The 25,462-nt window shown below is 62.0% G+C and carries 23 protein-coding genes; 4 read left to right on the plus strand and 19 right to left on the minus strand.

Features of this window, described 5'->3' with window-relative positions:
- Positions 1-50: 50 nt before the first annotated feature.
- The 3 genes from ACPW75_RS10340 to ACPW75_RS10350 form a co-directional block, all read right to left on the minus strand.
- Positions 51-1,859, minus strand: a complete 1,809-nt coding sequence (locus ACPW75_RS10340; protein WP_425904446.1) for a M3 family oligoendopeptidase — start codon at positions 1,857-1,859, stop codon at positions 51-53.
- Between the two features lie 93 nt (positions 1,860-1,952).
- On the minus strand, positions 1,953-3,731 hold the full coding sequence (locus tag ACPW75_RS10345; protein ID WP_077096441.1) for a M3 family oligoendopeptidase: 1,779 nt from the start codon (positions 3,729-3,731) through the stop codon (positions 1,953-1,955).
- Positions 3,732-3,912: 181 nt separating this feature from the next.
- Complete coding sequence (locus tag ACPW75_RS10350) at positions 3,913-4,830, minus strand: DUF808 domain-containing protein (RefSeq protein ID WP_077096442.1); 918 nt, start codon at positions 4,828-4,830, stop codon at positions 3,913-3,915.
- A gap of 258 nt (positions 4,831-5,088) precedes the next feature.
- On the opposite strand from ACPW75_RS10350, the gene ACPW75_RS10355 reads away from it, so the two are divergent.
- Entirely contained in the window at positions 5,089-5,691 is a 603-nt protein-coding gene (locus ACPW75_RS10355) for a DUF924 family protein (RefSeq protein ID WP_077096443.1), read from the plus strand.
- Between the two features lie 64 nt (positions 5,692-5,755).
- On the opposite strand, the gene secF is transcribed toward ACPW75_RS10355, so the two are convergent.
- The 9 genes from secF to hinT form a co-directional block, all read right to left on the minus strand.
- Complete coding sequence (gene secF / locus ACPW75_RS10360) at positions 5,756-6,670, minus strand: protein translocase subunit SecF (RefSeq protein WP_179101434.1); 915 nt, start codon at positions 6,668-6,670, stop codon at positions 5,756-5,758.
- Positions 6,671-6,782: 112 nt separating this feature from the next.
- Positions 6,783-8,585, minus strand: coding sequence for a protein translocase subunit SecD (gene secD / locus ACPW75_RS10365; protein ID WP_425904447.1), 1,803 nt, complete (start codon positions 8,583-8,585; stop codon positions 6,783-6,785).
- 147 nt (positions 8,586-8,732) lie between these two features.
- Positions 8,733-9,239, minus strand: coding sequence for a hypothetical protein (locus ACPW75_RS10370; protein ID WP_077096445.1), 507 nt, complete (start codon positions 9,237-9,239; stop codon positions 8,733-8,735).
- 66 nt (positions 9,240-9,305) lie between these two features.
- A complete protein-coding gene (locus ACPW75_RS10375; RefSeq protein ID WP_045528542.1) occupies positions 9,306-10,163 on the minus strand; it encodes a DUF6279 family lipoprotein in 858 nt (285 codons plus the stop codon).
- 61 nt (positions 10,164-10,224) lie between these two features.
- Entirely contained in the window at positions 10,225-11,079 is an 855-nt protein-coding gene (locus ACPW75_RS10380; protein ID WP_143238993.1) for a choline kinase family protein, read from the minus strand.
- Entirely contained in the window at positions 11,069-11,665 is a 597-nt protein-coding gene (gene lpoB / locus ACPW75_RS10385) for a penicillin-binding protein activator LpoB (protein ID WP_005302153.1), read from the minus strand. Before lpoB ends, ACPW75_RS10380 begins: the two co-directional genes overlap by 11 nt.
- Positions 11,665-12,063, minus strand: coding sequence for a YcfL family protein (locus ACPW75_RS10390; protein WP_077096446.1), 399 nt, complete (start codon positions 12,061-12,063; stop codon positions 11,665-11,667). The genes lpoB and ACPW75_RS10390 overlap by 1 nt, the downstream gene beginning before the upstream one ends.
- A gap of 68 nt (positions 12,064-12,131) precedes the next feature.
- Entirely contained in the window at positions 12,132-13,553 is a 1,422-nt protein-coding gene (locus ACPW75_RS10395) for a COG3014 family protein (RefSeq protein WP_179101435.1), read from the minus strand.
- Entirely contained in the window at positions 13,553-13,903 is a 351-nt protein-coding gene (hinT, locus tag ACPW75_RS10400) for a purine nucleoside phosphoramidase (RefSeq protein WP_077096447.1), read from the minus strand. Before hinT ends, ACPW75_RS10395 begins: the two co-directional genes overlap by 1 nt.
- Positions 13,904-14,165: 262 nt before the next feature.
- Between hinT and ACPW75_RS10405 the strand changes: the two genes are divergently transcribed.
- Positions 14,166-16,166 carry a methyl-accepting chemotaxis protein gene (locus ACPW75_RS10405; RefSeq protein ID WP_256821982.1) on the plus strand — a complete coding sequence of 667 codons (2,001 nt, stop codon included), beginning with the start codon at positions 14,166-14,168 and terminating at the stop codon, positions 16,164-16,166.
- Between the two features lie 76 nt (positions 16,167-16,242).
- On the opposite strand, the gene ACPW75_RS10410 is transcribed toward ACPW75_RS10405, so the two are convergent.
- From ACPW75_RS10410 to ACPW75_RS10430, 5 genes are all read right to left on the minus strand, one after another.
- Positions 16,243-17,127, minus strand: a complete 885-nt coding sequence (locus ACPW75_RS10410; RefSeq protein WP_179101437.1) for a 6-carboxytetrahydropterin synthase — start codon at positions 17,125-17,127, stop codon at positions 16,243-16,245.
- A 281-nt stretch (positions 17,128-17,408) separates the two neighbouring features.
- On the minus strand, positions 17,409-17,531 hold the full coding sequence (locus ACPW75_RS10415) for a hypothetical protein (RefSeq protein WP_256821984.1): 123 nt from the start codon (positions 17,529-17,531) through the stop codon (positions 17,409-17,411).
- A 127-nt stretch (positions 17,532-17,658) separates the two neighbouring features.
- On the minus strand, positions 17,659-17,790 hold the full coding sequence (locus ACPW75_RS10420; RefSeq protein WP_256821985.1) for a hypothetical protein: 132 nt from the start codon (positions 17,788-17,790) through the stop codon (positions 17,659-17,661).
- On the minus strand, positions 17,787-18,062 hold the full coding sequence (locus ACPW75_RS10425) for a hypothetical protein (RefSeq protein WP_077096449.1): 276 nt from the start codon (positions 18,060-18,062) through the stop codon (positions 17,787-17,789). Before ACPW75_RS10425 ends, ACPW75_RS10420 begins: the two co-directional genes overlap by 4 nt.
- Positions 18,059-18,919: a BRO-N domain-containing protein gene (locus ACPW75_RS10430; RefSeq protein WP_218668667.1), complete on the minus strand. Its 861-nt coding sequence runs from the start codon at positions 18,917-18,919 to the stop codon at positions 18,059-18,061. The genes ACPW75_RS10425 and ACPW75_RS10430 overlap by 4 nt, the downstream gene beginning before the upstream one ends.
- A gap of 349 nt (positions 18,920-19,268) precedes the next feature.
- On the opposite strand from ACPW75_RS10430, the gene ACPW75_RS10435 reads away from it, so the two are divergent.
- The gene (locus ACPW75_RS10435; RefSeq protein WP_081398606.1) at positions 19,269-19,634 is read left to right on the plus strand and encodes an Arc family DNA-binding protein; all 366 of its coding nucleotides are present in this window, start codon (positions 19,269-19,271) and stop codon (positions 19,632-19,634) included.
- A 177-nt stretch (positions 19,635-19,811) separates the two neighbouring features.
- Entirely contained in the window at positions 19,812-20,321 is a 510-nt protein-coding gene (locus ACPW75_RS10440; RefSeq protein WP_143238994.1) for a hypothetical protein, read from the plus strand.
- Positions 20,322-20,329: 8 nt separating this feature from the next.
- On the opposite strand, the gene ACPW75_RS10445 is transcribed toward ACPW75_RS10440, so the two are convergent.
- Together ACPW75_RS10445 and ACPW75_RS10450 are read right to left on the minus strand one after the other, a co-directional pair.
- Positions 20,330-20,533 carry a hypothetical protein gene (locus tag ACPW75_RS10445; RefSeq protein WP_077096452.1) on the minus strand — a complete coding sequence of 68 codons (204 nt, stop codon included), beginning with the start codon at positions 20,531-20,533 and terminating at the stop codon, positions 20,330-20,332.
- 74 nt (positions 20,534-20,607) lie between these two features.
- Positions 20,608-25,365, minus strand: a complete 4,758-nt coding sequence (locus ACPW75_RS10450; protein WP_425904448.1) for an LPD38 domain-containing protein — start codon at positions 25,363-25,365, stop codon at positions 20,608-20,610.
- Positions 25,366-25,462 lie beyond the last annotated feature (97 nt).

Below are 25,462 nucleotides of genomic sequence, written 5' to 3' on the forward strand. Positions count from 1 at the left end.
AAACCGCCGGGCAGCATGGCTGTCCGGCGGTTTCATTCAGCAAGCCTGTGTTAGCCGCGGGTCTGGGCGAAACGCTCCACCGCCGCTTCCACCAGCGCCAGGCTGCCCTGCCAGAAGGCGCTCTGGCGGATGTCCTGCCCCAGGTGTTTGGCCACCAGCTCTTCTGCGCTCATGCGGCCGGTATCGCGCAGCAGGTCGCGATAGGCCTGGGCCACATTCTGTTCCCCCGCCTTCTGGCGATGCATCAGCTGCTGATAGACACCGAGGCTGAACAGATAGCCGAACAGATAGGGGTAGTTGTAAAAACCCAAGCCCGCGATGGAGAAGTGCGCCTTGGCCGCCCAGAACAGGGGATGATAGCGGCACAGACTCTGCTCGTACCAGCGGCCCCAGGCCTCGTCGGTCAGCGCTTTGAGCCGCGCCGGCGAGACATAGCCCGCCGCCCGCTCAGCCACCAGGGCACGCTCGAAATCGAAGCGGGCCGGGATGTTGACCAGGAAGGTGGCGGCGCCGTCGGCTTCCGCCCAGGCGATGGCCTGCTGCTCTTCGGGGGTCTGCGCCTGCTCGAACAGGGTGCTGCGCACCAGGGTCTCGGCGAAGATGGAGGCGGTCTCCGCCAGCGTCATGGGGTAGCTGCGCTGGCTCATGGGCAGATCGCGAATGAGCCAGTTATGCCAGGCGTGGCCAAGCTCGTGGGCCAGGGTGATGACGTTGTCCATGGTGCCGGCATAGGTGATGAAGACCCGCGGCTCCACCGGCTCGGCAAACTTGGTGCAGTAGGCCCCAGTGCGCCGGTTGGGGGTGGGTGCGGCATCGATCCACCCCTTTTCGGCCATCATGCGGGCAAACTCGCCCATCTCGGGATCAAAACGGGAGAACGCCTCGGCGATGATCTCTATCGCCTCCTCGAACGGGATCTCGCGGCTCACCGCGGCCGGCGGCGGGGCAAACAAATCCTCCGGCCCCAGCGCCTCGATGCCAAGGCGCTCGGCCATCAGCCCCAGCGCCCGCTGACCGAGCCCGCGTGCGCGCCAGGTCTCCTGCATCAGGGTATCCAGGGTCGCCCGCTCGATGTGGCTCTGATGGCAGGAGAGATCGAGCGCATCGAGCTGGCGGCTGCGACCGCGCTGGCGCGAAAGCTCAAGCCGCCAGCCATTGATGGCGTTGAGGATGGCGGCCACCGTCTCCTGCTCCCCCTCCCAGCCGGCGCTGATGGCATCGAACGCCTCCCGGCGCAGGGCCCGCAGCGGGCTGGAGAGCAGGTTGCTCGCCTCGGCCAGCCCCATCTCGCGGCCATCGATCACCAGCCGGATCTTGCCCACCAGATCGTTGTAGAGGTTGTCCCAGGCGTGCAGACCGTCGGTGCCAAGGCCGATCACCAGCTGCTCCGCCTCCACCGGCAGGCGCTGATCCTGCAAGCGGCGCTCGTGACGCAGCCGGTACGCCTCCTCCCCCAGCAGGGAGTCGGCCATCAGCCGTTCGAATTCGGGTTCCGGCAGCGCCAGCATCAGATCCTCGACCGGGGCCAGGGTCTTGAACAGATCGGCATTGAGGGCGCGGGCGCGGGAGGCCAGCTGCTTGGCCAGCTCGTCGCGGGCATCCTGACTGCCCCGACAGGCCGCCAGCACAGCCAGGTTCCAGCCGATGTTGCGAATGCGCTGGGCCCGTAGCCGCTCCTCGCGCAGAAAATCCTGCAGCGCCTGCGCATTGGTCCGCACGGCGCCAAGCCCCTCGATGAACAGGCCGAGTTCGTCCAGACTGGCGCGTGCCAGGGCGAGATCGGCTGCCACCTGCAGGCAGTCGAGGGCGGGATAGATATGCTGGTTTTGCCACTGTTGTGGGTAGATTCGTTGCTGCATCAAATGCTCGTCATCAGGTTGCGGGGCCGAGCCCCTTTGAATGCGCGTGGCGAGCCACAGGGCCCGCCACCAGGATAAAAACCGCCGCGCTGCCTACACCAGCCGCTCGAGGCGGGCGACCGCCTCTTCCACATAATCGAGGCTCTCCTGCCAGAAGGCGGGCTCACGGATGTCGACCCCCAAATGCTTCTCCACCAGCTCTTCTGCGCTCATGCGGCCGGTGTCGCGCAGCAGCTCCCGGTAGGCGTGGACGAACTCGCGCCCCGCCCGCGCCTGCTGGGCATAGAGCCCCAGGCTGAACAGGTAGCCAAACAGATAGGGGTAGTTGTAGAACCCGAGCTCGGCGATGGAGAAGTGGCCCTTGCTGGCCCAGAACAGCTCGTCATATTGACTCAGGGTGTCACCATACCACTGCTGCTGCGCCGATTTCATCATCTGCCGCAGTTGGCCGGCCCCCACGTAGCCCTCCTCCCGCGCCGCCACCAGGGCCCGCTCGAAGGTAAAGCGGGCCGGCACGTCGAGCAGCAGGCTGGCGGCGCGCTCCCCGTCCAGCCAGGCGATGGCCCGGCGCTGCACCATGTTGTCGGTGGCCGCCAGCAGGGCATCGCGCACCAGCGCCTCGGCAAACAGGGAGGCGGTCTCCGCCAGCGTCTTGGGGTAGTCACGCTGCTCCAGCGGCAACTCCCGCAGCAGCCAGCTGTGCCAGGCGTGCCCCAACTCATGAGCGAGCGTGATGACGTTGTCCAGGGTCCCCTCGAAGGTGAGAAACACCCGTGGCTCGGGCGGATCGGCATACTCGGTGCTGTAGGCACCGCTGCGCCGGTGTTCGCTCGGGGCGGCGTCAATCCAGCCATTGGCCGCCATCATGCGAGCAAAGGCCCCCATCTCGGGGTCAAAGCCGGCGAAGGCGTCGGCCACCAGGGCCAGCGCCTGCTCGAAGCTGATCAGGCCGCTCGCCGCAGCCGGCGCCGGGGCATAGAGATCCCAGGGGGCGAAGTCGTAGATCTGCTGGGCACAGGCCATGGCGCGCAGGGCCCGCCGCCCCAACTCCTTGTGCTCGCCGGCCGCCGTCATCAGGGTCTCCAGGGTCACCCGATCCAGGTGCCCCTGATGGCAGGAAACGTCGAGCGCATCCCACCTGCGTTCCCTGCCACGCTGGCGGGTCAGCTCGTTGCGCCAGCCGTTGATGGCGTTGAGGATGGCGGCCACCGTCTCCTGCTCCGCCCCCCAGGCGGCCTGGATGGCGTGCCAGGCGGCGGCGCGCCGCTCCCGCTGCGGGTGGGCCAGCAGGTTGTCTGCCTGGGCCAGCCCCATGGGCTGCCCCTCCACCACCGGCCTGAGCCTTCCTACCAGGTTGTCGTAGAGATCCCCCCACCCCTGCAGACCATCCACGCTCAGCCCCGCGATCAGCTGTTCGCTCTCCAGAGAGAGCCACTGATCCTGCTGGCGCCGGTCGTGACGAATGACGTAGGCGAGCTCGAACAGCTCGGGATCCTGCAGCAGGGCGCGTACCTGCTCCTCGGGAGCACGCACCCAGAACAGGGTCACCGGCTTGCAAAGCTGGGCCAGGCTTGCCTGCAACTGCTGGCCACGAGAGAGCAGCACCCTGGCCGCCTCGTCGCGTCCATCCCGGCTGAGCCGGTTGTAACCGTAGATCTGGCAGTTCCACTCCAGCCGGCGCACCTCGCGCCAGCAGGCCCTGATGGCCCGAAGCAGATGGCGCAAGGCATTGATGTCGTTGGTTTTGGGCAGTTCATCCAGCAGGGGTTGCAGGCGCTTCATGGCCTCGCGGGCACGCTGGAAATCGGCGTCGATCGCCGGGCAGTCGGGGGCGGCATAGATGTGATCATCCTGCCAAACGGGTGGTTTCATGACCTTCCTTGTCTGTTTGCGTCCATGTGGGCTGACCCCGCCTCTGTGAGCGGGTGTCAGCCGGATAGTACGAAGGGGGCAGGCCCTTGCCTAGCCCCCATCCGAGACAACAAACGAGACAGTATCTGCCGGGAGGACTCCCATTGCAGGGATATGCCCCGCGAGGGTCAGCCCGCCGCCACTATTTGGCGGGCTTGAGCTTGCTCACCAGGGTCATGGCCAGCACCAGCACCAGCCCGGCCACCACCCCAGCCACGGCATTGAGCAGGGTCGGCGTCACCAGCGCGAGGGCGGCGCCGACCGCAGGCAGGGTAGCCACGGCGGCGGCGGCCCCTTCAATCAGGTGGTGCACGAAAGGCCAGCCGTGCACCAGGATGCCGCCCCCCACCATGAACATGGCGATGGTGCCGACCAGTGCCAGCAGGTGCATCAGCCGCGGCGCCGTCGCCAGTAGCCCCTGCCCCACTGCCCGGCGCAAGGCACTGCCATCGGGCTTTTGTAGCAGGTGCAGGCCGATGTCGTCGAGCTTGACGATGAGCCCCACCAGGCCGTAGACCCCCACCGTCATCAGCAGCGCGATGCCCGCCACCACCGACAGCTGCAGCGCCAGGCTCGCCCCCTGTACGGTGCCAAGGGCGATGACGATGATCTCGGCCGACAGAATAAAGTCGGTACGAATGGCCCCCTTTATCTTCTGCTGTTCAAACGCCACCAAATCATCGGGAATGGGGGCAGCGTGCGCCTCCCCCTCGCTCGCCTCATGGGGCAGAAACTTGTGGGCCAGCTTCTCGGCCCCTTCGAAGCAGAGGTAGGCGCCCCCCAGCATCAGGAGCGGGGTGATGAGCCAGGGCACCAGCGCACTGATGGCGATGGCGGCAGGCACCAGGATCAGCTTGTTGCGAAACGACCCCTTGGCCACCGCCCACACCACCGGCAGCTCCCGCTCGGCGCGCACCCCGGAGACCTGCTCGGCGTTGAGGGCCAGATCGTCCCCCAGCACCCCGGCGGTCTTCTTCGCCGCCATCTTGGTCATCAGCGCCACGTCGTCGAGCACGCTGGCAATATCGTCGAGCAGGGCCAACAAACTGGTTCCGGCCATATCAGAGAATCCTTATGTCAGTAGAAGAGGGCTTCCCGCAGCACACCACGCCCTTGTTGGCCACATCATCAGCGCCACACCATCGAGTACATTGGCCATGTCATCCGACAGAACCGACCAACCGGTTCCGGCCGATGGGGGATCCCTATTGCGGGAAAAGATGGCACAGTGTAACGAGAAGCTGCCCGTTCGGCAGCAACCACATCAGGGTCATTTGGCCTTGTTTCATCCGGTGCCCGCAGGCCCAAGGAGTATTCCATGCAACCCTGGCAACCGCTGATCGCATTCTGGTTTGGTGAAGAGACCGACCACGTCGCCCGCGCCAAACGCCAAGCGCCCCTCTGGTGGGGCAAAAACAGCGACACCGACGCCCTGCTCGCCAGCCGCTTCGGTGATCTGGCCGCGGCAGCCGCCGCCGGCGAGCTCGCCCACTGGGCCGACGCGGCCGAGGGCCGGCTGGCCCTTATCCTGCTGCTGGATCAGCTGCCGCGCAACATCCACCGCGGCACCCCCGCCGCCTTTGCCCAGGATGCCAAGGCGCGGGATCTCTGCCTCAAGGGGCTCTCTCTGGAGGCGGATCTGGCGCTGCCCCCGCTGGGGCGGGTCTTTTTCTACCTGCCGCTGGAGCACGCCGAATCCCGCGAACAGCAGGCCAGAAGCGTGACCCTGTTCGAGGGGCTGGCGGCCGAGCAGGCCGACGGTCCGGCGCGGGAGACCTTCGCCGGCTTTGCCGACTTTGCCCGCCGCCATCAGGTGATCGTCGAACGTTTTGGCCGCTTCCCCCACCGCAACGCCATCCTGGGCCGCCAGGACACGGCCGAGGAGGCCGCCTTCTTGCTGCAACCGGGCTCGGGCTTTTGAGGCTCATTTCAGATGCGCATAAAAAAACGGGCCCGAGGGCCCGTTTTGCATGGGAATGACGGGGTCATGCCGCCTCCGCCAGCTCCTCTTCTTTTTTCTGGTAAGCCTGCGGCGAGAGACCCAGCAGCTCCTGCACGGTGGAAGCCACCGTGATGGAGGAGATGGTGCCCACCAGGATGCCGGCGAACAGGGTGAAGGAGAAACCGTAGAGGGCGTCGCCACCGAACAGCAGCAGAGCCCCCACCGTGAACAGGGTGGTGCCCGAGGTGATCATGGTACGGCTGAAGGTGGCCTTGATGGCCACGTCGGAGCAGTCGTGGATCCCCATCTGGGTGCGCGAGCTGAGCAAGTCCCGCAAGCGGTCGGAGATGACGATGCTGTCGTTGAGGGAGTAGCCGATCACCGCCATCAGGCCGGCGATGACGTTGAGATCGAACTCGATGTTGAACAGCGCCAGCAGCCCCAGCGCCACCAGACCGTCGTGCAGCACCGACACCAGGATGCCGATGGCTTGGCGCCACTCGAAACGCACCGCCAGGTAGGCTGAGATGGCGAGCGAGGCTACCAATACCGCCAGCATCCCCTGCTGGAACAGCTCGGCGCCCACCTGGGGGCCGACGATGGTGGTGCGCAGCAGCTCCACCGGCAGGTTGAGCTGCTGACCCAGCATCAGCGCCAGCTCCTCGGCCGCCCAGGGCAGCTCGTGGGGCGGCAGCTTGATCAGCCACTCGCCGGGCACGCCGGCGCCGTGCAGCTCGACCACACCCGCCAGGGGGGCCGTCAACAGGGCGTTGAGCTCGTGGGCCTCCTTCAGGGTCTGGATGCGAAACTCCAGCAGGATGCCGCCGGTGAAGTCGAGGCCGAGGGAGAGGCCATTGATGGCGAGCACCGCGATGCTCGCCACGGTCAGCAGCACGGAGGCCCACAGGCCGATGTAACGCCAGCGGGTCAGCCCCATAGCAATGATCATTCTCAGCATTGTTGTTCCCTCGACAGCAGATGGCTCTGGCTTCCCGCAGGGAAGCGCGTGACGCGGGCGCGGAGCAGGCTCGAACGCGCGGCGCGATGACACAGGTGGTGGTCAGTCATGGTCACACCCTCAGCAGCTTGGCGCTGCTCTTGCCCCACAGGGGGTTGATGATGGCGCGCGTGCCCCAGATGCCGGTCACCATGCTGGAGATAAGGCCCAGGATCAGGGTGATGGAGAAGCCCTGCAGCGGCCCGGAACCGATGGCATAGAGCACCACGGCACAGATCAGGGTGGTGATGTTGGCATCGAAGATGGTGCGAAACGCCGAACGGTAACCAAAGTCGATGGCGTTGGCCAACGAGCCCCCTTCCCGCAGCCGGTCCTTGATCCGCTCAAAAATCAGCACGTGGGTATCCACCGCCATGCCGACGGTGAGCACCAGACCGGCGATCCCCGGCAGGGTCAGTACGGCGCCCGGCAGCACTGCCAGCATGCCCACCTGCATCAACAGGTTGGCGATGAGCGCGGTGATGGCGACCCAGCCGAACTTGCGATACCAGGCCATCATGAACAGCATCATGCCGGCCATGCCGAACGCCAGCGCGGTGAAGCCCGCCTCGATGTTCTGCAGACCCAGGGTCGGGCCTATGCTGCGCTCTTCCAGGATCTTGAGGGGCGCGGTGAGGGCGCCGGCGCGCAGCAGCATGGCCAGCTCCTGGGCTTCCGGCAGGCTGCCGATCCCGGTGATGCGGAACTGGTTGCCAAGGGCGGTCTGGATGGTGGCGACGTTGATCACCTCGCTCCTGGCCCGCAGCTTGCCTTCGGCATTGGTCTTGTACTCGGTAAAGACGGTGGCCATCGGCTTGCCCACGTTCTGACGGCTGAACTGGTTCATCTTGCTGCCGCCCAGGCTGTCGAGCACGATGTTGACCTGGGGTTGCCCCATCTCGCCCATGTTGGCGCGGGCATCGACGATGTGCTCGCCGGTCAGCACCGGCTTGCGGGCCAGCCCGACCGCCTGGCCGTTGCGATCCGCCATGAAGAAGCGGCTGTCGGCCTGGGCCTCGTAGAAGGCCAGCGAGGCAGTGGCCCCGATCACCTCTTTCGCCTGCTTGGGATTGTGCACCCCGGGCAGCTCGATGCGGATGCCGTCCTGACCCTGACGCTGTACCGAGGCCTCGACGATGCCGAGCTCGTTGATCCGCTTTTTCAGGATCGACAGGTTCTGGGTCACCGCGTTGTTGGCCAGCAGGGTACGCTCGGCCTCGCTCATCACCAGCCACAACTCGTTGCCGCTGCGCTTGAGGGTCCACTGATCCTGCCGGGTGCCGGCGGAATCCTTGATGATGGTGAGCCAGGGCGCCTGATCGGCCACCTCAGGCAAAATCACCCTCACCTCCCCTTCGCTCACCCGGGCCACGTTGGCGCCGCGCAGGCGCGCCTCGCGAAACTGGGTGCGCAACATGTCCACCAGGTTCTTGGTCTGGTTGTCGACCACGAAGCTCAGATCGACCCCAATCAGCAGCTGGGAGCCGCCGCGCAGATCCAGCCCGAGCTTGATGGGGGCGGCGCCGAGCTGGCTGATCCAGCCAGGGGCATTGGAGTAGAACTCCAGGGTCAGCGCCGAGCTGTCATAGCCCTGCTGCTCCAGCAGCTGCTTGGCGCGCTGCTGTTCGGCCTGGCTGGCAAACACCAGCTCGACCCGCTCGCCCTGTTGCACCTGTTTGAGTGGCTCGATGCGGTTGTCAGCCAGCAGGGTACGCTGCGCCTCGGTCAGGCTGGTCTGGCCGTGCAGACCAAGGGAAGGCTGCTCACCGAAGAAGGTGGGCAGGGAGTAAAACGCAAAGGTGAACAGCATGAGCAGCAGCAGGGCGTACTGCCACATGTTCATGCGGTTCAAGGTGATACGACTCTTTTTTCTCATGAAATCAGCCTCTGTCAGGAGAAGGCTGCGCACTCGCCACGCAGGCGGCACGCAAGAAAATACGAATGAGACAGTGGCCCGTTCACGCGCGGTGAGCAGGCATCAGGAGGCGATGAGGTGGTGCGAAAGGACCGGACCCCATCGGGATCAGGCGAGGTAACTCTGACAGAAACGGTATTGCAGGTGCTGGCGTTGCAACCGGTGCCGATGGATGGTGGCAAACCGATCGCGGAAACTGTGTCTGCGATAGAAGAGGGCGGCATAGAACAGCAGGCCGCACAGCAACAGCAGGATCGCCTGCTGGGACCAGCTCATGATCAGCTGGTACACCACGTTGCCGGGCTGATGATCGCTGCGCAGGGAGTGTTCGAGCCGCAACAGGTGATTCTGGTGGGAGCTGACGAACTTGACGATGCCGTCGTCGCTGTCGCTGGCACTGTGGATCACCTGACCGCCATCGGTCGGCGCCGCACTCTCCCCCATCAGCTGTACCTGCTGGGTCGACTGCTGGGCTGCGGGCAGCTTGAACCCCTCCACCGAGAGGGTAGAGAACAACAGAGCGAGGGTGATGAGCAGGGTCATCAGCGCCAGTTTCACTTTGTCGGTCAGGTTCAAAAAGTTAATTCCCGCATAATAGAAAGGGCAAACTACCACAGGGGCCCCGCCAGAACAAGGGCATGGGGGCCGGCCGGCCCCTGCCCTGCGGCCCCCTTGGCGCCATTATCCCTCCGACATCTGCCTGAAATCGCGGGCATAGCCCTTGAGCAGGCTGTAGAGGTGGGCCCGCTGGGAGATGTCCAGCGACTGGCTGAGATCGCTCAGCCAGTTGACGGTGCGCTGACGCGACTGGTCGGTGTAGCCGGTGAAGCGGCCATCCATCAGACCGTCCCCCTGTTGCAGCAGGGCGGTGAGCTGGGCGCCGAAGTCCTGGCTCTGGCGCTGCTTCATCAGCCGGTCCAGCTCCTTGGTCCAGGCGGTCTGGAACTCAAGCCAGGGGGCCTGCAGCTCGTACTGCCACTGGGCCCACTGGGCCACCAGCGGAGCCTGGGCCGGTTTCACCTCGCCAATCCAGAACACCAGCCGCTCGTTCATCTTGTCGCGAAACTCCTTGAGCATCTCCTCCCTCGGCTTGTCGGCAAACTCCTTTTCCCGTTCGGCCTGGCGGGTGAGCCGGTCCTTCATGAACATGGCCACCTGCGCCTCGGTCAGGGTACGCGCCAGCCGCACCGCCCGCGGCACCGTGTTCTCCAGGGTACGGGTCAGGCTCTGCTGGGCCGCATCCAGATGGCGGGAGACCTGGGCCGGGCTCATGGGGCTCGCCACCGCCTTGGCCAGCGCATCGAGATCGTCGGCATAACGGGGCACCTCGCGCTGGCGGTGCCAGGCCATCAGCCCCTTCACTTCGTTGTCCAGCAGCCGCTTCTGGCCGCGATCCAGCGAGAAGTAGTCGTCCAGCTGCCAGACGATGGCCACGTCGAGCCAGTAATAGACGACCCGGGTGGAGCAGCCGGCCAGCAGCAGACAGAGCAGCAGCAGACTCCAGCTACTGGGCTTGCGCCAGGAAAAGGTGGTCACCATGCAGGGCTCCAATGTTGATGAAACAGGGTTGACGCAACGGATGATTCATAATGCCTGATGCCTACTCCAGTCGCTGCCGGTTGAGATCGATTAGCGCCTGGTAGTCGGGCCCCGGCTGCTGCTCGGCCATCAGCAGCGCCCACAGCAACCCGATGTAATCGACCCAGGGCAAAAAGGCCCGGCTCTGAAAGCCGCGCGGGCCGACCGGCCCCCCTGCCCGCTCGCAGTAGGTCTGCTCCAGCGCCTCGCGCTGGGCATCCTGCCAGCCGTGGGTGCGCTGGATGCTGGCCACCTCGAAGCCGGGATGCCCGGCGGCGCCATACTCCCAGTCGATGACCCAGGGCCGGCTCCCCAACAAATTAGCCGGATTGAGATCATGATGGCAAGGGAGCCAGCAATCGGCGGGCTCGCGGCTGGCCAGCAGCCCCCGCTCCAGCGCAGGCAGCCAGGCCGGCACCCGGGCCAGCCGGGCACGATAGCCGGCACTGTGGGCCCGCACCGCCATCACCACGCTCGGCACCGGCAGCCGGTGCAGCCGCGTCAGCACCCCGGCCAGCAGCACTGGCTGCAACGCAGCCGGGGGCGGCGCCGCCAGCCAGTTCGGCTCGTCGCACCAGTCCAGCAGCATCAGGCCAGTGGCGGGATCGCTGTGATGGCAGGGCAAAGCCAGCCCCTGCCCCACGGCCCCCTGATAGAGCTGCCATTCGGTGGCCCGATCGATGCCAAGGCGTACCGGATCTGGGTGGCCCTGGCGCAAAAAGTGACTGCGCCCCGAGGGGAGGCGCAGTCGATAGTTGCAGTTGGTCAGGCCGCTGGCCAATGGCGCCAGCCGGCCCGAGCGCCAGGGTGGCGGCAGGCGGGCCAGCAGGGCGCGCTCGGCAGCAGCCAGAGAGGCCTCGCTCGACTTACCAGCCAAAGGTGGACTTCTTGGCCTGCTTGCGGATCTCTTTCTGATCGGCCCACAGCAGCTCGCCGTTTTGCAGATCCATCAGGTTCATGGTCATCTGGTAGTAGACATCCTTCACCTTGCCGTTGTCCTTGACGATGCTGGCGAGGTTGCCATAGACCATGTAGCGGGCGCCGGTTTGCTTGCCCAGGCGCACCATGGAGGCAGGATCCACCATGCCGCTGCTCTGCTGGTATTCGAGCTGCTGCTTGACCGCCGCCACCTTGCTCATGTCGACGAAGCGGAACTTGCCAGCGCGCAGCAGCTTGGTGCGGATGGTGTCGGTGATGGCCTCGGTGTCGATGTGTTCGGAGGTCTTGTTGCGGATGGAGTCCATGAACATCACCGGACGGCCGCCGGCGGTGATCTCGCTGGTGGCCGGCGATGCCAGCATGGAATCCGCCATCTTGTCGGCGATGGCCTGCAGATCGCTGGAACCGTAATCGACGGTCACCGTCTCGGTTTCGGTCGGGTCGCCATAGCTGACGGTGGTGCTGGAGCAGCCGCCCAGCAGCAGGGCGCCGGTCAGGATCAGCAGGGCATGATTCATTTTCATCAGTAAGATTCCTCAATCACTTCGCGTACGTAAATCCGGTAGCCCCGGGCGGCCGGGCTCGGCGCCAGGGCAGAGAGGGTGCGGGTCTGATAGCCGTGCAGCTTGAGCGGCGTCCAGCCGCGGCCATCGCTGGCGACCTCCTGACCGGCCTCATCATACCAATAGAACATATATTGCAGCTTGTTGTCGCCACGCTGGGTGCTGGCGGCGGCCACATTGACCTGCAGCAGGCCATTCTGTTCGCGCCGGCTGAGCTCGGTCAGGGTGACATTGACGTTTTGATGCTGCTCCGCCACTGGCGCGGCACCCGCCGCCCCATAGAGCGCCACGCCGGAGGTATTGGTGGCGCAGCCTGCCAGCAGCAGAACCAGGCCCATAGCCAACCCGTGTGCTTTCATCTTGCTCTCCTTGCCGGCGACCCCGAGGGGCCCGACCGGTCACTCATGTGTATTGCCATCGTTCGCCGTCACAGCGGCATCACCCGGGTCGTCAACCCGGCGCCGAGCCGCTGCACCCACACCAGGGTGGTGCGTCCCTGGTGGATGGTGAGCGGCAATTGCCGCTGTGCTGCCCCCGCGCCCAGGGTGAGGGCCACGTCGCCCGCAGGCAGCATCCCCTGCCAGCTCGCAGCCTGCGCCGGCAACGTCAGCCAGCTGCGGGTGTCAGCCCGCTCCGAGAGGGTATTGAAGATGCCGACCAGAATGTTGCCCACATCGCCCCCCTCCTTGGCCGCGGTGCGCCGCACCTGCTCCTTGGCCACCAGCCGCAGCACCTGGCGGGTCAGCATGCCGGGCAGCCGCTCCTGCAGATCTTTGGCCGCCAGCGCCTCCAGCCTGACCAGCTCGCTGGTCTGTTCGACCCGCTTGCCCACCGATACCGTGAGCGGCCCGGTGTCGCTGGCCCGATTATCGTAATAGGGGATGGCGACGGTAAAGGTGCGAAAATCGCCGCCGGAGGTGGCAATGGGCAGCGGCAGGAACAGCTCGCGCCGTGCCGGGATCAGCCCATCTTCAAACAGCACCACCAGCTGGCCCTGATCCTTGGCCAAGGGCGCTGCCTTGCGGCCCACCTTTTTCTCGGTCTCGCGGATCTCGTCCGCGGCGCCACGCAGCACAGCCAGGCGCAGCAAGGCATCCTGCAGGCTGCGGTTGTCCGGCGCTATCTGGTAGCCGCGCTGATAGTCGACCCAGGCATCGTTGAGATCGCCGGCCGCCTCATAGAGCACGCCGGAGAAATAGAAGGTATAGGCGTTCTGAAAACCGTTCTTGACCCGCCCGATCAGCCGGTCGAGCTCGGGGGCGCCGCGCGACATCAGCTGGCGCATCTCCCCTTCTGCCTCGGCCTCTTCCCTCTCATCTTTTGCCTTACGCACCTCGTCGGCGCGCCGTTTGAGGGCCTGCTCCTGCACCTGGTTGGCGCGGCGCACCTCCACCAGGGCACCCTCGGCATCCCCACGCTGCAGGTAGTTGAGAGCCAGATAGTGGTGCAGCATGGTGCGCTCGTAATCGGGCGCCCGGTAGGCCATGGTCTGGTCATTGGTGAGCAGGCTGCCCGCCTGGGCCAGCCCCTGGCTGACCCGGTACTCGGCCTGATTGTCTTCCCACGCCAACCGGCTGTCGGCGGCGGCAAAGGCCTGCTTGCTGGCGGCATCCTGACTCGCCAGCCAGGCGATACGCCCCTGCTCGAGCCGGTCCAGCACATAGGTATCGTCCCCCGGCGTGGAGTCGCGCACCTCGGGCTGCGCCTCGGCGGCATGACCCAGCAACAGCTGGTTGCGCAGCGGCACCATCTGATCGGAATAGGAGACGAACATGTCTTGCCAGTGGGAGGCACAGCCCCCCAGCAGGGAACCGGCCAGCAGCAGGCCGGCCAGAGGAAGGCGCGGCATCACAGGCTGAGCAGGGGTCCCAGCGGCTGGCCGCCGACCAGATGCAGGTGGATGTGGTAGACCTCCTGCCCGCCGTGGCGGTTGCAGTTCATGATGAGGCGATAGCCATCCTCGGCAATGCCTGCCTCGTTGGCCAGCTTGCGGGCCACGGTGAACATCCGGCCCAGCGCCAGCTCGTGATCCGGCTCCACGTCGTTGACGGTGGGGATCAGCACGTTGGGGATGATCAGGATATGGGTCTTGGCCTTGGGCTGGATGTCGCGAAAGGCGGTCACCAGGTCGTCTTGATAAAGGATGTCGGCGGGGATCTCTTTGCGGATGATTTTGCTGAAAATGGTTTCTTGCGCCATGGATAACTCCTTTATATGAAAAAGAAAATTCAATGCCTGTCTCAAGCGGTTCCAACGCCCGTCATCAAGGCCCGGCAAGTGTGACACAAGCCGACATTTGACACAGCCGTTGTCCCATTCTCTTCAGTTATTGTTAAAAATACCGATAGCCGGAAGACGTCTGCCGACGTTGCTCGCCCACAGTGGTAGCAGGGTATCAAATGGACGGGGTATTCAGGCAAGGGACTTTTGCATATACAGCGGGACAATAATGAAACAAACAATGTCAGACCTCTCCATCTTGCAGAGGGTCTATCTTGGCTTTGCCATCCTGGTGGCCGTGATGGCGGCCACCTCGGTACTCACCTTCCGCAGCCAGAGCGAGCTCAATCAGGCGCTGGATCAGGTCACCCGGCAGACCATGCCGCTGGTGATCGCCAGCAGCCAGACCCAGATCAGCCTGCTCAGCGCCAACAAGTGGCTCACCGACGTGCTGACCGAACAGGATCTCAAGCAGATCCCGGCCGAAGTCGCCGAACTGCAGCAGGCCAAGGCGCTGGTCGACCAGACTCTCGCCACCCTCGCCCGGCAGGCGGCGGAACACCCGGAGCTGCAGGGGGAGCTCGGCGCGCTCAACCAGCTGGTCAAGGACTACCTGCAGCTGACCGACACCCTGCCCACCGAACACCAGGCCCTGCTCACCCGGCTCTACAAGGTGAACCAGGCCAAGGGTCAGTTCCAGGTCAGCCTGCCCCAGTTCAAGAAGAACCTGGGGGACATGATGATCACCATCGACGACAGCTTCATCAAGATGCTCTCCGAGACCCTGACCACCAAGCTCTCCGCCATTGAACTCTCCACCATGGATGCCCTCAACCAGAGCATCCCAGCCCCCATCGAGGCGGCACTCAAGCGCAACAAGATACAGATCGAGGGCTTCAACAGCACCATCAAGGATCTGCAGGGGGAGCTCAAGGATTTTGACAACAACATGGGCCACTACGTGCACGGCTTCGTGCGCGACACCACCGCCAGCGACGGCGTGCTGGCCCAGTACCTGGCGCTGATGCAGCAACAGGAGCGGATGCGCGAGCAGAGCAAGCTGGCCAGCAAGCTCATCGTCAACATCCAGAGCAAGCTCGAGCAGATCACCGCCCAGAGCCAGCAGCTGATGAACAACAGCATCCGCGCCTCCGGCAAGGTGCAGACCCAGAGCACCCTCACCCAGGGGGTGGCACTGGTCATCGCCATCACCATTGCCATCCTGGTGGCCTACACCCTCGGCAAGGCCATTCGTCGTCCGCTCAAGGAGCTGCTGCGGGTGCTGACCGAGGTGACCCAGGGCGACATGACCCAGCGCATCGGTTTTCGCAGCAACAACGAGTTCGGCCGGCTCGGCAGCCAGGTCAACCTGCTGATCGAGCAGATGGGCGAGGTGCTGAGCCAGCTCTCCCAGGCGTCGGCCCAGCTCAACAACGCCGCCCATGACAACCGCCACACCACCGAATCGGTGCGGGCGGATCTGGAGAAACAGCGCCAGGAGACCGCCTCGGTCGCCGCCGCCATGACCCAGATGGAGGCCTCGGTGCGCGAGGTGGCCCAGGCCGCCAACCAGACCCTGGAGCGGGTGATGGACGTGGAGAAAGCCTCCGAGACCGGCCGCAAGGTAATGGCCGGCAACATCACCACCACCCACCAGCTGGCGGGCAAGCTGCAGCAGACCGGCAAGGTGATTGGCGACGTGAGTGCCATGAGCGGCCAGATCGGCAACATCCTCGACGTCATTCGCGGCATCGCCGAGCAGACCAACCTGCTGGCCCTCAATGCGGCCATCGAAGCGGCGCGGGCCGGCGAGCAGGGACGCGGCTTTGCGGTGGTGGCCGACGAGGTGCGCAGCCTGGCCGGGCGCACCGCCCAGTCCACCAGCGAAATCCAGACCATGATCGAGAATCTGCAGCAGGGGGTCGCCAAGGCGGTGACCGTGATGCAGGAGTGCTCGCGCGAGATGGACAGCTGCATGGATCAGAGCTCCCACGCCAACAACGCCATGGAGGAGGTACAGGGCATAGTGGTGCTCATCAGCGACATGTCGAGCCAGATCGCCTCTGCCGCCGAGCAGCAGCAGGCCACCAGCGCCGACATCGCCACCAACCTCAACCGCATCTCCGACATCTCGGATCTCAACTATCAGGGCATAGAGCGGGTGGCCGAGACCAGCCAGCAGCTCGACTCGCTGGCCGAGCAGCAGGAGAGCCTGGTCAAGCGCTTTAGGCTCAGCGCCTGACGCCCACGCCAGCCCCGGCAACGACAAGGCCCCGCAGATGCGGGGCCTTGTTTTTTTACTGGCAAGCGGCGCGGGATCAGGCGTAGGCGATGGCGCCCTTGCCCACCCCTTCATAGGCGACAATCTTGATGAACTTGTCGCCCACGCTCTTCTTCACCTCGCGGGCGATGTAGTGGGCCAGCAGCTCTATGGTGGTGTCGGTGTCGATCATCTCCACCTCCGCCGCCGGCATGGCCAGCTGGAACAGCCCTTGCGGCGCCACATACTTGAAGCCGACGTAGTGCTCACCGGCCTCTTGCAGGACGGCCTTGGCCTGCTCGCTCAACGCGAGCTCGCCGAGGGCCACCCGATCCTCGTCGGTCCCCAGATAGATGTCGGCCCAGCGCTCGGCCCAGTTGAGCTCAAGCTCCTGATCGCGCTCGCCGTCCACGTGGATCTCGATGGGAGAGCGGTGGCCGTGGGCGATGCGCTGGCAGTTGCCATCGTGCTTCTTGAGGCCGTGGCTGTAGTGGTAGAAGGCGCCGTCGATGGCCTCCTGGCGCAGGGTCAGCGACAGATCCTTGATGTTGCCCGGCAGCCGTTTGGCCAGCACCGCCAGCAGATAACGGGTGACGGACTCCTTGTCCACCTGAGGGGCCGGAATGAAGGCAAAGCCCTGGCTCGGGCAGCGCAGGTGAATGGAGCGACCCGGCCGCAGCAGATCGACGGTGCTCTCGTCACCGTCCAGCTGGGCCACCTGCACCAGGGGGCACTCGGTCGGCACCAGCAGCTTGTGATCCACCTCGTCGTCGATGATCGACTTGATCAGTTTCTTGACCCGGCCGAAGTCCAGCAACATGCTCATCTCGTTGAGCTCACCGCTCATTTCGATGTCCACCAGCCAGCTCTCCCCCACCATACCGCGGCGTTCGCACAGGTAGCTGGAGTCGATCACGGTCAAATCTTTTACAAATAACTTCATCAGTCAGGCCTTGCTACAGAGAAAGGGCGGTTTGCGCTATTATGACCCGCGATTATCGGCAAAGGAATGATTGATTTCTATCAGGATCCATTGCCAAGCCGCTTGGCATAAGGCTTGAGGCCAGTTTTATTGCCTCGGATGTATCCCATCAAACACCGCATTTCCCCGTATTTTACCCCTCTTTTTGCCCCAAAAATGCCCCAAGAAATTACCAAAGAATCTCGTATCACGCAGGCATAGAAAAGCCCGCGCAGTGGCGGGCCAATCCGAATCCTTCCGCATCACGCTGACACGGTGGCTTCATCGCGAAGTTTTTCCAGAATGCGCGCGATCTTGTTCTCCTCCTCAGGCGCCAGGTCCAGCGTCTCAACAAACTCTTCCAGTTCGCTTAGTAGTGATTCCATCCGATCTCCCCCTTGCTCTCCCAGTCTCTCGACTGTGAAACACTGTATACCTATACAGTGTATTTCTTGAATTTATCATTTTCGGACTGATTTGGGTATTAAAAATGGGGCCGCAGCCCCATCAGTATCAGTCAGCCTTGTCTGGCATCATGCGCTGGATCCTGTCAACCAGTGCCCTGCGCTCCTGAGGGCAGAGGTCGATAGCCTCCAACTCCCCCAGCAGTGCATTCAACTCAACTTGCAGTTGGGCGGCACTCATTGCAGGCCTCCCGGGGCTGGGTGCGAGTTGACAAGTGGGTGCTCCTGCTTGGTTGCAGCCAGCATGTCGCAAACGTGCTCATAGGCCAGATTTACCCGCTCCATCGCAATGTCTTTCAGGCTATTGCTGTTGTCGTCGCCGACCTTGATGCCGCCGATAATCACCTCTACCTCAGCAAGATACCAAGCAGCCCATTGCAGATCGGTCCACTCAACATCTTCACCGGCTGGTTCCTGCAAGACAGGGAACGGCACTACCTTGTTATCGCTCATGCGGCCCCCTTGATCACTTTGTCTTGGGTGAACAGACCATCCCAGTTGACCTTCATCGGCAATTCACCTTTCAGGTAGAGCTGGTAGATGCGCACCGCGCCCTTCTGGAGCAGTACCGGCGTGAACTTGATAAAAGAGTCATAGCCGTGTTGGCTAAATTCGCTTTGCTCTTCGGTGAGGTATTTGTCACGAGCGTATGACGCAACTCGCCAACGCTTACCAGAGCGACTTTCGTTGTACAGCCAGCCGTGATCCTCAAAGAACGAGCACACCTGCTGGGAGTTTACGCCGTTGAGCATCTTGCAGAACTGCGGGATGGTCATACCCTGCCGGAACAGGCTTTCGAGCGAGTGGATCTGCTCTTGTTGCTGCTTGTTCTCGATGGCCAACACTTGCCCACGCTCATACTCTTCAGCCCAAGCGCGAGCCGCTGCGGCAGGGTTGCTGAAATCAGGCAAGTTGGCGGCCGGTGCGCCATAACTGCCGGTCTTGCGAATGCTCGGCAGCACTTCGGATGTGACCCAGCGCTTCATCCGCTTGGCGCTCTCCAGCTTAGAGCCAAGGATCAGCGAGTACAGGCCGGACTCGTTGATGCAACTTACCGCCTGAATACCACCTTTGGTAAGGGTGTCACGTTTCGTTACGTCCTCTTCATCAACATGGTCAGACAGGGCTTTGCGGTTGTTGGTGTACCCAAGCGCCTCGCATACATCCTTCGCCACAAACCAAGGATCACCCTGTTCATCGGTGATGATGCGGATCTGGAAGTTCTCGAAAGACTTCATGATCAGACTGCCGCCATCATTCTGCGGCCCTGCCAAAACTTTGGTTTGCGGATACTGTTGTTGTATAGTCATACCGTAGTCCTTACTTTGCTGGTTAGGTTTACATCCCTCGGCCTTGGCGGTTGCAGCCGCTTTGGCCGAATTATTTTTGGCCTCAGGCCACCTTTCGCTCGTCACTCTCACCACCCTTTCTCATCTCGGTGTAAAGGATGGAGATAACCTCCTTGGTCAGGCTTACGCCGTTATCAACTGCTCTGTGCCCTAGCCACCGCTTTAGATCCTCCGGTAGGCGTATCGACGTGGGTGGAATTTGATTGTTCACTCTGCGCTCCTTAAGCAAGCGATAGTACCGTACTACCATTGATAGCGTAGTACCGTGCGACTATAGTCGTCAATATGTTTTTTGATGGTGGTTTTGCAGATGGCAAGAAAAGATCCGCAGTTCAATGTTCGTATGCCTCAAGAGCTGAAAGAGATGATTGAGGCATCAGCCAAGGACAATCAGAGGTCCATCAACGCAGAGATAGTTCATCATTTGCGCAATGCCATGGAGGCAGCTGGCTACATCAACGATGAACTTATAGGGGCGCGCAAGTCCATAGGTGCCCAGCACATTGATTCTCCCACTGTAGGGCAAAACAATACCACTGCGCAGAGCGCCAAGCGCGTATACACGCGAAAACAAAAAACTTCACTTAAAACCGATATACCAGATGAAGTTCTCAAAGAGTTAGTGGATCGCTTGCAAGAGGCTTGGGCCAAATACAATGACACCAAAGATGAGTAGCAAGCCTTTTTCTTACTCTTGCGGTGTGGCGCACCTCTCCTTTTTGCTGCCTCAAGTTATGTATTATTTAGCGCCAATAGACCCAACACTCGGGAAAAGTTGAAGCCTTACCTGTCTGGTATATACGCAATGCGTTAGATTTAATAAGAAATGAAACGAGAATGAAGGACGCAAAAAATGATTGAAGTTAAGAAGGAACATCTTCTCTTGGCTGTAACTTTTTCGGTTATGATTGCCTCTGTATCTTATACTTACGCATCACTAAGAAGTTATTCATCATCTAGTGAATGTATAGTTGGCAGTATGGGCAACGTATCAAGCGACAGGGCTGCTTCTTTTATAAGGCAAGCATGTTTTGATATGTTCGGTGGAGAGATTAAGGTTCCATCAAAAAAACTGTCTATAGATAAAGTTAACCTCTTAGATGGCAAGGCTTACCTTGGAGATATTTATCCTTACACCTTTAACATCACAGCTTACAATGGCAATGACGATATAACCATAAGCGGTATTTATGTAAATATTAACCACACAGACAAATCAGGAAACAAAGCCATTAAGCGCTATTATAAAAAAATAGAAATTGCCCCACTTTCAATATCAAAGGCTCACATTGATGTTGAGAAGCCCGAGGGAGACTACACATGGGAAATCAGTGGTGCTGATGGATATTTAACAGCGAAATAAATTAGCCATCACCATATCGAGCTGATAAATACAACAGCGAATCCAACAAGTGCAAAAAAGAAACTGAATGCCATAAAGTCATCCAGATCGCTCCGGCTGGATTTGCTGAAACACCAACAACCGGCCGCAAAGGGTATCAGTGCCAGGGTGAAGCTGACACTGAACGCTTTCAGCGCCACCACCATCATCACTAACGCGAACAGTATCCACATGGCCGGAGTCCCTATAGGTTAAGGCCCCAGATTACCCCTATCACAGAGGCTCAGCCAGGGCCGCTATTCCCCCCTTACTCCCAGTTCGACTTGTTCTTGTTGACTGCCTGATACACTAGGTCATTACGGCGGGCCAGCATCTCATCGATGCGCCGGCGCTTCTCTTCTGCGGTCAGTGTGCGGTCACGCTGGATCAGCTCGATCTTGTTGCGCACCACCCTAACCTGCTGCTGGGTGCGGCTCAGGCTGCGGCGCGACTTCAAGATCCCACCCTGCTCTTCCAGCAGCTCGCGGGCCTTATCTGTGAGCCCCTCACTGCGGTACTGGTCAACGGTGCGCTTGAGCTGGTTCACCTCGTTCAGCATCCGGTAGAACTCTTCCATGTGCTGAGTGGACTTTGCAGGGCCAGTGCCGCGATACACCGCTTTCACAAGCGGGATCTCGTCGGCGCGCCAGCTTGCTGACTCTCCTGGCCTGGCGGCCCGTATCAGACCGTCCGCGGCAGCCATCACATAGCTGCCCATGGTGCCGGTGTAACCGATAACCAGGTGCTCAAGCTGCTTGGGCGAGAAGCCCGTGAGCTCCCCCAGCTCGCGCATCAGCAGGCTGGTCTGCTCGTTGTAGCGTGCCTCTGCCTGGACGTTCAGGTCTTGCGGACCGTCGATGGGGCCACCTCGAAAGCTGTCATAGTTAAAGGCAGCCTCTACCATCGGCTTGACGAGCTGGGGGGTCGGGTTGAGGGCGAAGGTATCACCTATCGCCCTGGCCACCGCCTTACCGAACTGGGCCCCGGTGTCCTTGTCACCCAGGGCTCGGACCATGCGCTCGGGGATGGTGCCGAACAACACGCCAATCTCGAACGGCTTGGGGATCCGCCAATGGTGATCACCAAGCCAGAAGTGCCAGTTGGCGTCTTTATCCCAGTCCGGCAACCCCTCATAACGCTCATCGTCCCAGTTGTGGACCAGCAGAGCTAGGCTCGCAGCCGTGATCATGCCTGCACGTTTGGCGATGGCTCTCGGGTTGTCTCGCAGTTCGCGGGTCAGCTTGCCAAGGCCCTGCACCCGGGCATTGAAGAACGGCAGAAGTTGGGTCATGACCTGCATGGTGCGTGAGGCGCCCAGCATCGAGAAATCCATCAGGTCCTTCGACTCGAACGCCGCCTGGGCGTGGCTCTTCCCGGCCTTGATGGCAGCGTCATAAACGGCTTCACGGTTTCCGTTTTCAACCGCCTCACCCACCCTGCTGTATTTCTCCCATGCGTCTGCCACCACGCCCTTGGCATGCGCCGCATTGCGGATGATGCTCTTCTCGTATCGGGCGATTTGCTCCGGGGTCATCCCCTTGCGTCGCAGCGACTTACGCACGGTATCGGCCATGGCCTCAGGGTCATTGCCATTTACGTAGCCGCCCAGGAAGGAGGCTCCGCTGAACATCACGTCAATGGTGCTGCCGTCCATGGTCAGGGTCTTTTTCACCCCCTTGATGGAATCAATCATCGGCTTGAAGCCATCCTTGCTGATGGCCCAGCTGGATAGGGAGTCGCGCAGGAAGTTGCGCAGCATGAATTCGGGGGAGGCGGTGATGCCAGCCGTTAAGATGCGCTTGGCCTTGGCCGCCACATTGACCATGGCGCCGAACGGCTTGCGGTCGAAGAAGGTCATAGCGCGATAGAGGTCCGGATCCTCAACCCGGATCATGTAGTCCTCCCCCTCCAGCTTGACCATGATCCTGTCTTTGCCATTGGCAAGGGCCTGGTAATCCATCTTGTTTGGCTTCGGGATGACCTCGATGATACCGGTATCCGCCAGGTTCCAAACCGTCTTCTGGGCCGCCATGTTCTTCATGGACGCGTCGATCAGCTTGGAGGTGGAGGTGAAGATGTTCTCGAGCAGGTCGTTGGTGTTGGCATCGCCCCCCTTGAGCTTCTTGATACCGGCGTTCTGGTTGGCAATGCCCCTCGGCTTGAAGGGAGCGATCACATCGCCATCGTCGGATTCACGGAAGAAGGGGATGTACCACTCGCTTTCGAACTCCGCCCGGGCCTCTTTGGTGAAGAGCCCAGCTTCTTGTGCCAGGTCCAGGGTGGCGGCATTGAGCCGATTCCAGCGCGCTTTGGCGTCAAGAAACTTGGCCTCTTTGCCTTTACCTTGAGCCTTGAGGGCAGCGATGTCCTGGGCGTCGAGAAGGTTCTCACGCCCCTGGGCCAGCAACAGCTCGGCCCGGTGGCCAGCCATCCAACCCAGCCAGTTATGCAGGTCAGCCCCCAGATCAGCAAAGATGCCGAGCAGCGCATCCTTCTCGCCAGTACCCGCCTTGCGCTGGATCACCCCATCCTTCCACTCCGGCAAACCGTAAAGCATGGTCGCCTGCATGGTGGAGGCGGCCCCCGTCGCCATCCGTGCCGCCACATAACCGGAGTCAGCAGCATTGGTAATGCCGGCAGCCTCCTCGGCGTACTTGATGGGGGCCAGCGCGTCGAGCACCTCGGTATTGGCTTTCTTGATGACGCGATCAACCCATGAGCTGACCACGCCACGGTCAACTTGACGGAGCTTGTTCAGGTTGGTTTTGGTCTTGTCGATGATGTCTGGCTTGGGTCCCAGGTTGAGCTTCTCCATGGCCGCATCAGCTGCGGTACTGGCCTGGCTCATCTTGATACCGCCTTTCTGGGCTGGGCGCTCGGCTTCCTGGCTGAACTTCTTGCCGCCATCCGGCCCGCTGTCGTCTGGGCCGCTACGCTGCAACTTCTTGCCCAGCCCCTCGATCAGGGAACGCGTCTCCGCGGCGGTAATGCCATCAGGCACAAAACCGACCGCTCGCAGCGCCCGGGTAACCCAAGCAACAACCCGATCCCAGCCACGGCCCCAAGCCCCCTGTTCCAGTTCGGCGAGGTGAGCCACCACCTCTTCGGCCTTGGTGCCGATGTCCTCGTCGGCGTAATGGGTGTTTACCCAGTCCCACACCGGCTTCATGCTGGGGTCCTTCTGCGACTGGATGAGACGGCTCATCAGCTTGGTGTATTCCCCATCACCCAGGACGTTGGCCAGGCCGTAGTGGGCCAGCACCTCATGGCGCAGGATCTCGCGCATCCGCTTGGGGTCGGAGATGGTGTCGGCAGCCACATGGAGAGTGCCTGCATCGTCGTCAAACGCCGCGCGACGGATCAATCCGTCCTTGGCATCCAGCCCCAGGGCCCCTTCAAGCTCTGCTTGGGTGGCGTGGATCTGTACCTTGATGCTGCTCGCCCCCCGGTACTGCTTGAACCAACCATGGGAAACCAGCTCAGCCTCTTTACGGGTCAGGTGCTTGGCCGGCTTGTTCCCTTGTGCCATTGCCTGCTTTGAGAAGCGGATTATGCGTTCAGGCTTGTCGTCCTTGGCTGGCTCATCGGCTTGCTTGCCGATCACCTCTTCGCCCGTGCGGATGTTCTGGCGGGTGCGCTTTCCGCTGCGAATGCCTTCACCAACAGCCCGGATCAGGCTATCGAGCTCGTGCTCCTTGATGGGGCCCTTTGCCAAACCGGCCTTGCGTAACATGCGGGAGAACTCGGTCTTGATACCGTTCCATGCCTGGATGGTGCGCGACGGCAACTCGTTTTCAGTAAGGTGGGCAAACACCTCTTCCGCCTGGTGCTGCTCACTTTTATCGCCATACATCTCCGGGCGGGAGATTTCTGACCAGGCAGGAGCAAGCCATTTCTCACTTTTGGCATCACTCAGCTTTTGGAGGAGAGCTCGCTTATTTTCAGGCGTAAACGTGTCCAGGCCATAGTGACCCAGGACCTCATGACGTAACGTAGAGACGACTTCCGCTTTTGCTCTTTCAACTCCTCCCATACCCCGTTCATTTCGTGGCGCAGGTCTGTTCTGCTGTAAAAGACGGGGATCTCCAGATACCCCTCTTTCTCCCCCTGCGCCTTCGTGAACACCCTGACGCCCGGCTCTGCGGGTGATGCTGTCTGCGATGAGGTGGACTTGCTGCTTGCCGGGGAGGTATCCCCCATCCCGCCATCCAATTTGCTCGGGGCTGCCTTCTGGTCCATAAAGGTCCTCTTGAGTTTGACCAACAATAAAGTCGAGTGACTGAGCCCCTTTATACTCACGTCTAAAGTCAGAAACAATCTGAGCCACATCGTCAGCGGACAGTCCCTCCCGCTGCTGAGACATGCGGACTTTCTTGGCGACTGGCTTGGTGGTATCCCCCTCCTTCACCCAGCGCTTGAACGATTCCACCGGCATCGGCTTGATGGCACCCAGTCCTTTCCAGCCCGCCTCGTAGTTGCCAAGGTTGCCTTCCCGGGCGGCCTGCTCATCGGAAAAGCCCATCATCACCTTGTGTTCGTCAAACTTGCCGGTTATGGGGTCCACCTGGTCCACCACATAGACCGTCTCGCTATCCGGCTTGTCACCGATGAACACATCGACATGATCTCCGTCCGCCCCCAGGGTGCGTTTAATGTAGCCGTAGTCATGGGTCATGGTTGACTGCCACGCCTTGCCATCCTGAGCGGTACCGGATCTGGTGGAGCCTTTGGGGTTCTCGAGCGCAATATCCAGCCCCTGCAGCTTGATGTGCCCCTTCTTGTAGTTCCCCGCTTCCTTCTGTGCTTCGGTGGGCTCCGGCGCTATCTCGGCGCGGGCCGCTTCAATCTGCCGCACCGGTTCACTGGTGGCAGGCGTGGTGAGCTGTCGCACCTTCGCTACCGAAGTCGTGGACACTACCAGGCCACCCTTGCCCGGGATCGCCTTCACGCCGTTATCCTTGGCCCACTGCTTGATGATCGGCACTTCGCCTTTCAGGGTGATGGTGCCATCAGGGTTATCAATCATCTCCGACCAGGGTGTCGGCGCCGCCGCTGGCCCGGCAGTCGTGCGAGCTTGCTCAGGTTGCCCTCCTTCAGATACAGCAACCCCGGCAGGTGCCGCA

It is taken from the genome of Aeromonas sp. FL131 (assembly GCF_049860615.1).
Taxonomy (GTDB): domain Bacteria; phylum Pseudomonadota; class Gammaproteobacteria; order Enterobacterales; family Aeromonadaceae; genus Aeromonas; species Aeromonas hydrophila.

Coding starts and splice junctions, on each gene's coding strand:
- ACPW75_RS10410 (WP_179101437.1), bottom strand. CDS start 17,127: ATGAAGTTATTTGTAAAAGATTTGACCGTGATCGACTCCAGCTACCTG.
- ACPW75_RS10350 (WP_077096442.1), bottom strand. CDS start 4,830: ATGGCCGGAACCAGTTTGTTGGCCCTGCTCGACGATATTGCCAGCGTG.
- ACPW75_RS10450 (WP_425904448.1), bottom strand. CDS start 25,365: ATGATTGATAACCCTGATGGCACCATCACCCTGAAAGGCGAAGTGCCG.
- hinT (WP_077096447.1), bottom strand. CDS start 13,903: ATGGCGCAAGAAACCATTTTCAGCAAAATCATCCGCAAAGAGATCCCC.
- ACPW75_RS10395 (WP_179101435.1), bottom strand. CDS start 13,553: ATGCCGCGCCTTCCTCTGGCCGGCCTGCTGCTGGCCGGTTCCCTGCTG.
- secD (WP_425904447.1), bottom strand. CDS start 8,585: ATGAGAAAAAAGAGTCGTATCACCTTGAACCGCATGAACATGTGGCAG.
- ACPW75_RS10445 (WP_077096452.1), bottom strand. CDS start 20,533: ATGTGGATACTGTTCGCGTTAGTGATGATGGTGGTGGCGCTGAAAGCG.
- ACPW75_RS10430 (WP_218668667.1), bottom strand. CDS start 18,919: ATGACTATACAACAACAGTATCCGCAAACCAAAGTTTTGGCAGGGCCG.
- ACPW75_RS10440 (WP_143238994.1), top strand. CDS start 19,812: ATGATTGAAGTTAAGAAGGAACATCTTCTCTTGGCTGTAACTTTTTCG.
- ACPW75_RS10345 (WP_077096441.1), bottom strand. CDS start 3,731: ATGAAACCACCCGTTTGGCAGGATGATCACATCTATGCCGCCCCCGAC.
- ACPW75_RS10405 (WP_256821982.1), top strand. CDS start 14,166: ATGTCAGACCTCTCCATCTTGCAGAGGGTCTATCTTGGCTTTGCCATC.
- ACPW75_RS10435 (WP_081398606.1), top strand. CDS start 19,269: ATGGCAAGAAAAGATCCGCAGTTCAATGTTCGTATGCCTCAAGAGCTG.
- ACPW75_RS10375 (WP_045528542.1), bottom strand. CDS start 10,163: ATGGTGACCACCTTTTCCTGGCGCAAGCCCAGTAGCTGGAGTCTGCTG.
- ACPW75_RS10420 (WP_256821985.1), bottom strand. CDS start 17,790: ATGAGTGCCGCCCAACTGCAAGTTGAGTTGAATGCACTGCTGGGGGAG.
- ACPW75_RS10415 (WP_256821984.1), bottom strand. CDS start 17,531: ATGGAATCACTACTAAGCGAACTGGAAGAGTTTGTTGAGACGCTGGAC.
- ACPW75_RS10425 (WP_077096449.1), bottom strand. CDS start 18,062: ATGAGCGATAACAAGGTAGTGCCGTTCCCTGTCTTGCAGGAACCAGCC.
- ACPW75_RS10355 (WP_077096443.1), top strand. CDS start 5,089: ATGCAACCCTGGCAACCGCTGATCGCATTCTGGTTTGGTGAAGAGACC.
- lpoB (WP_005302153.1), bottom strand. CDS start 11,665: ATGAAAATGAATCATGCCCTGCTGATCCTGACCGGCGCCCTGCTGCTG.
- ACPW75_RS10390 (WP_077096446.1), bottom strand. CDS start 12,063: ATGAAAGCACACGGGTTGGCTATGGGCCTGGTTCTGCTGCTGGCAGGC.
- secF (WP_179101434.1), bottom strand. CDS start 6,670: ATGCTGAGAATGATCATTGCTATGGGGCTGACCCGCTGGCGTTACATC.
- ACPW75_RS10340 (WP_425904446.1), bottom strand. CDS start 1,859: ATGCAGCAACGAATCTACCCACAACAGTGGCAAAACCAGCATATCTAT.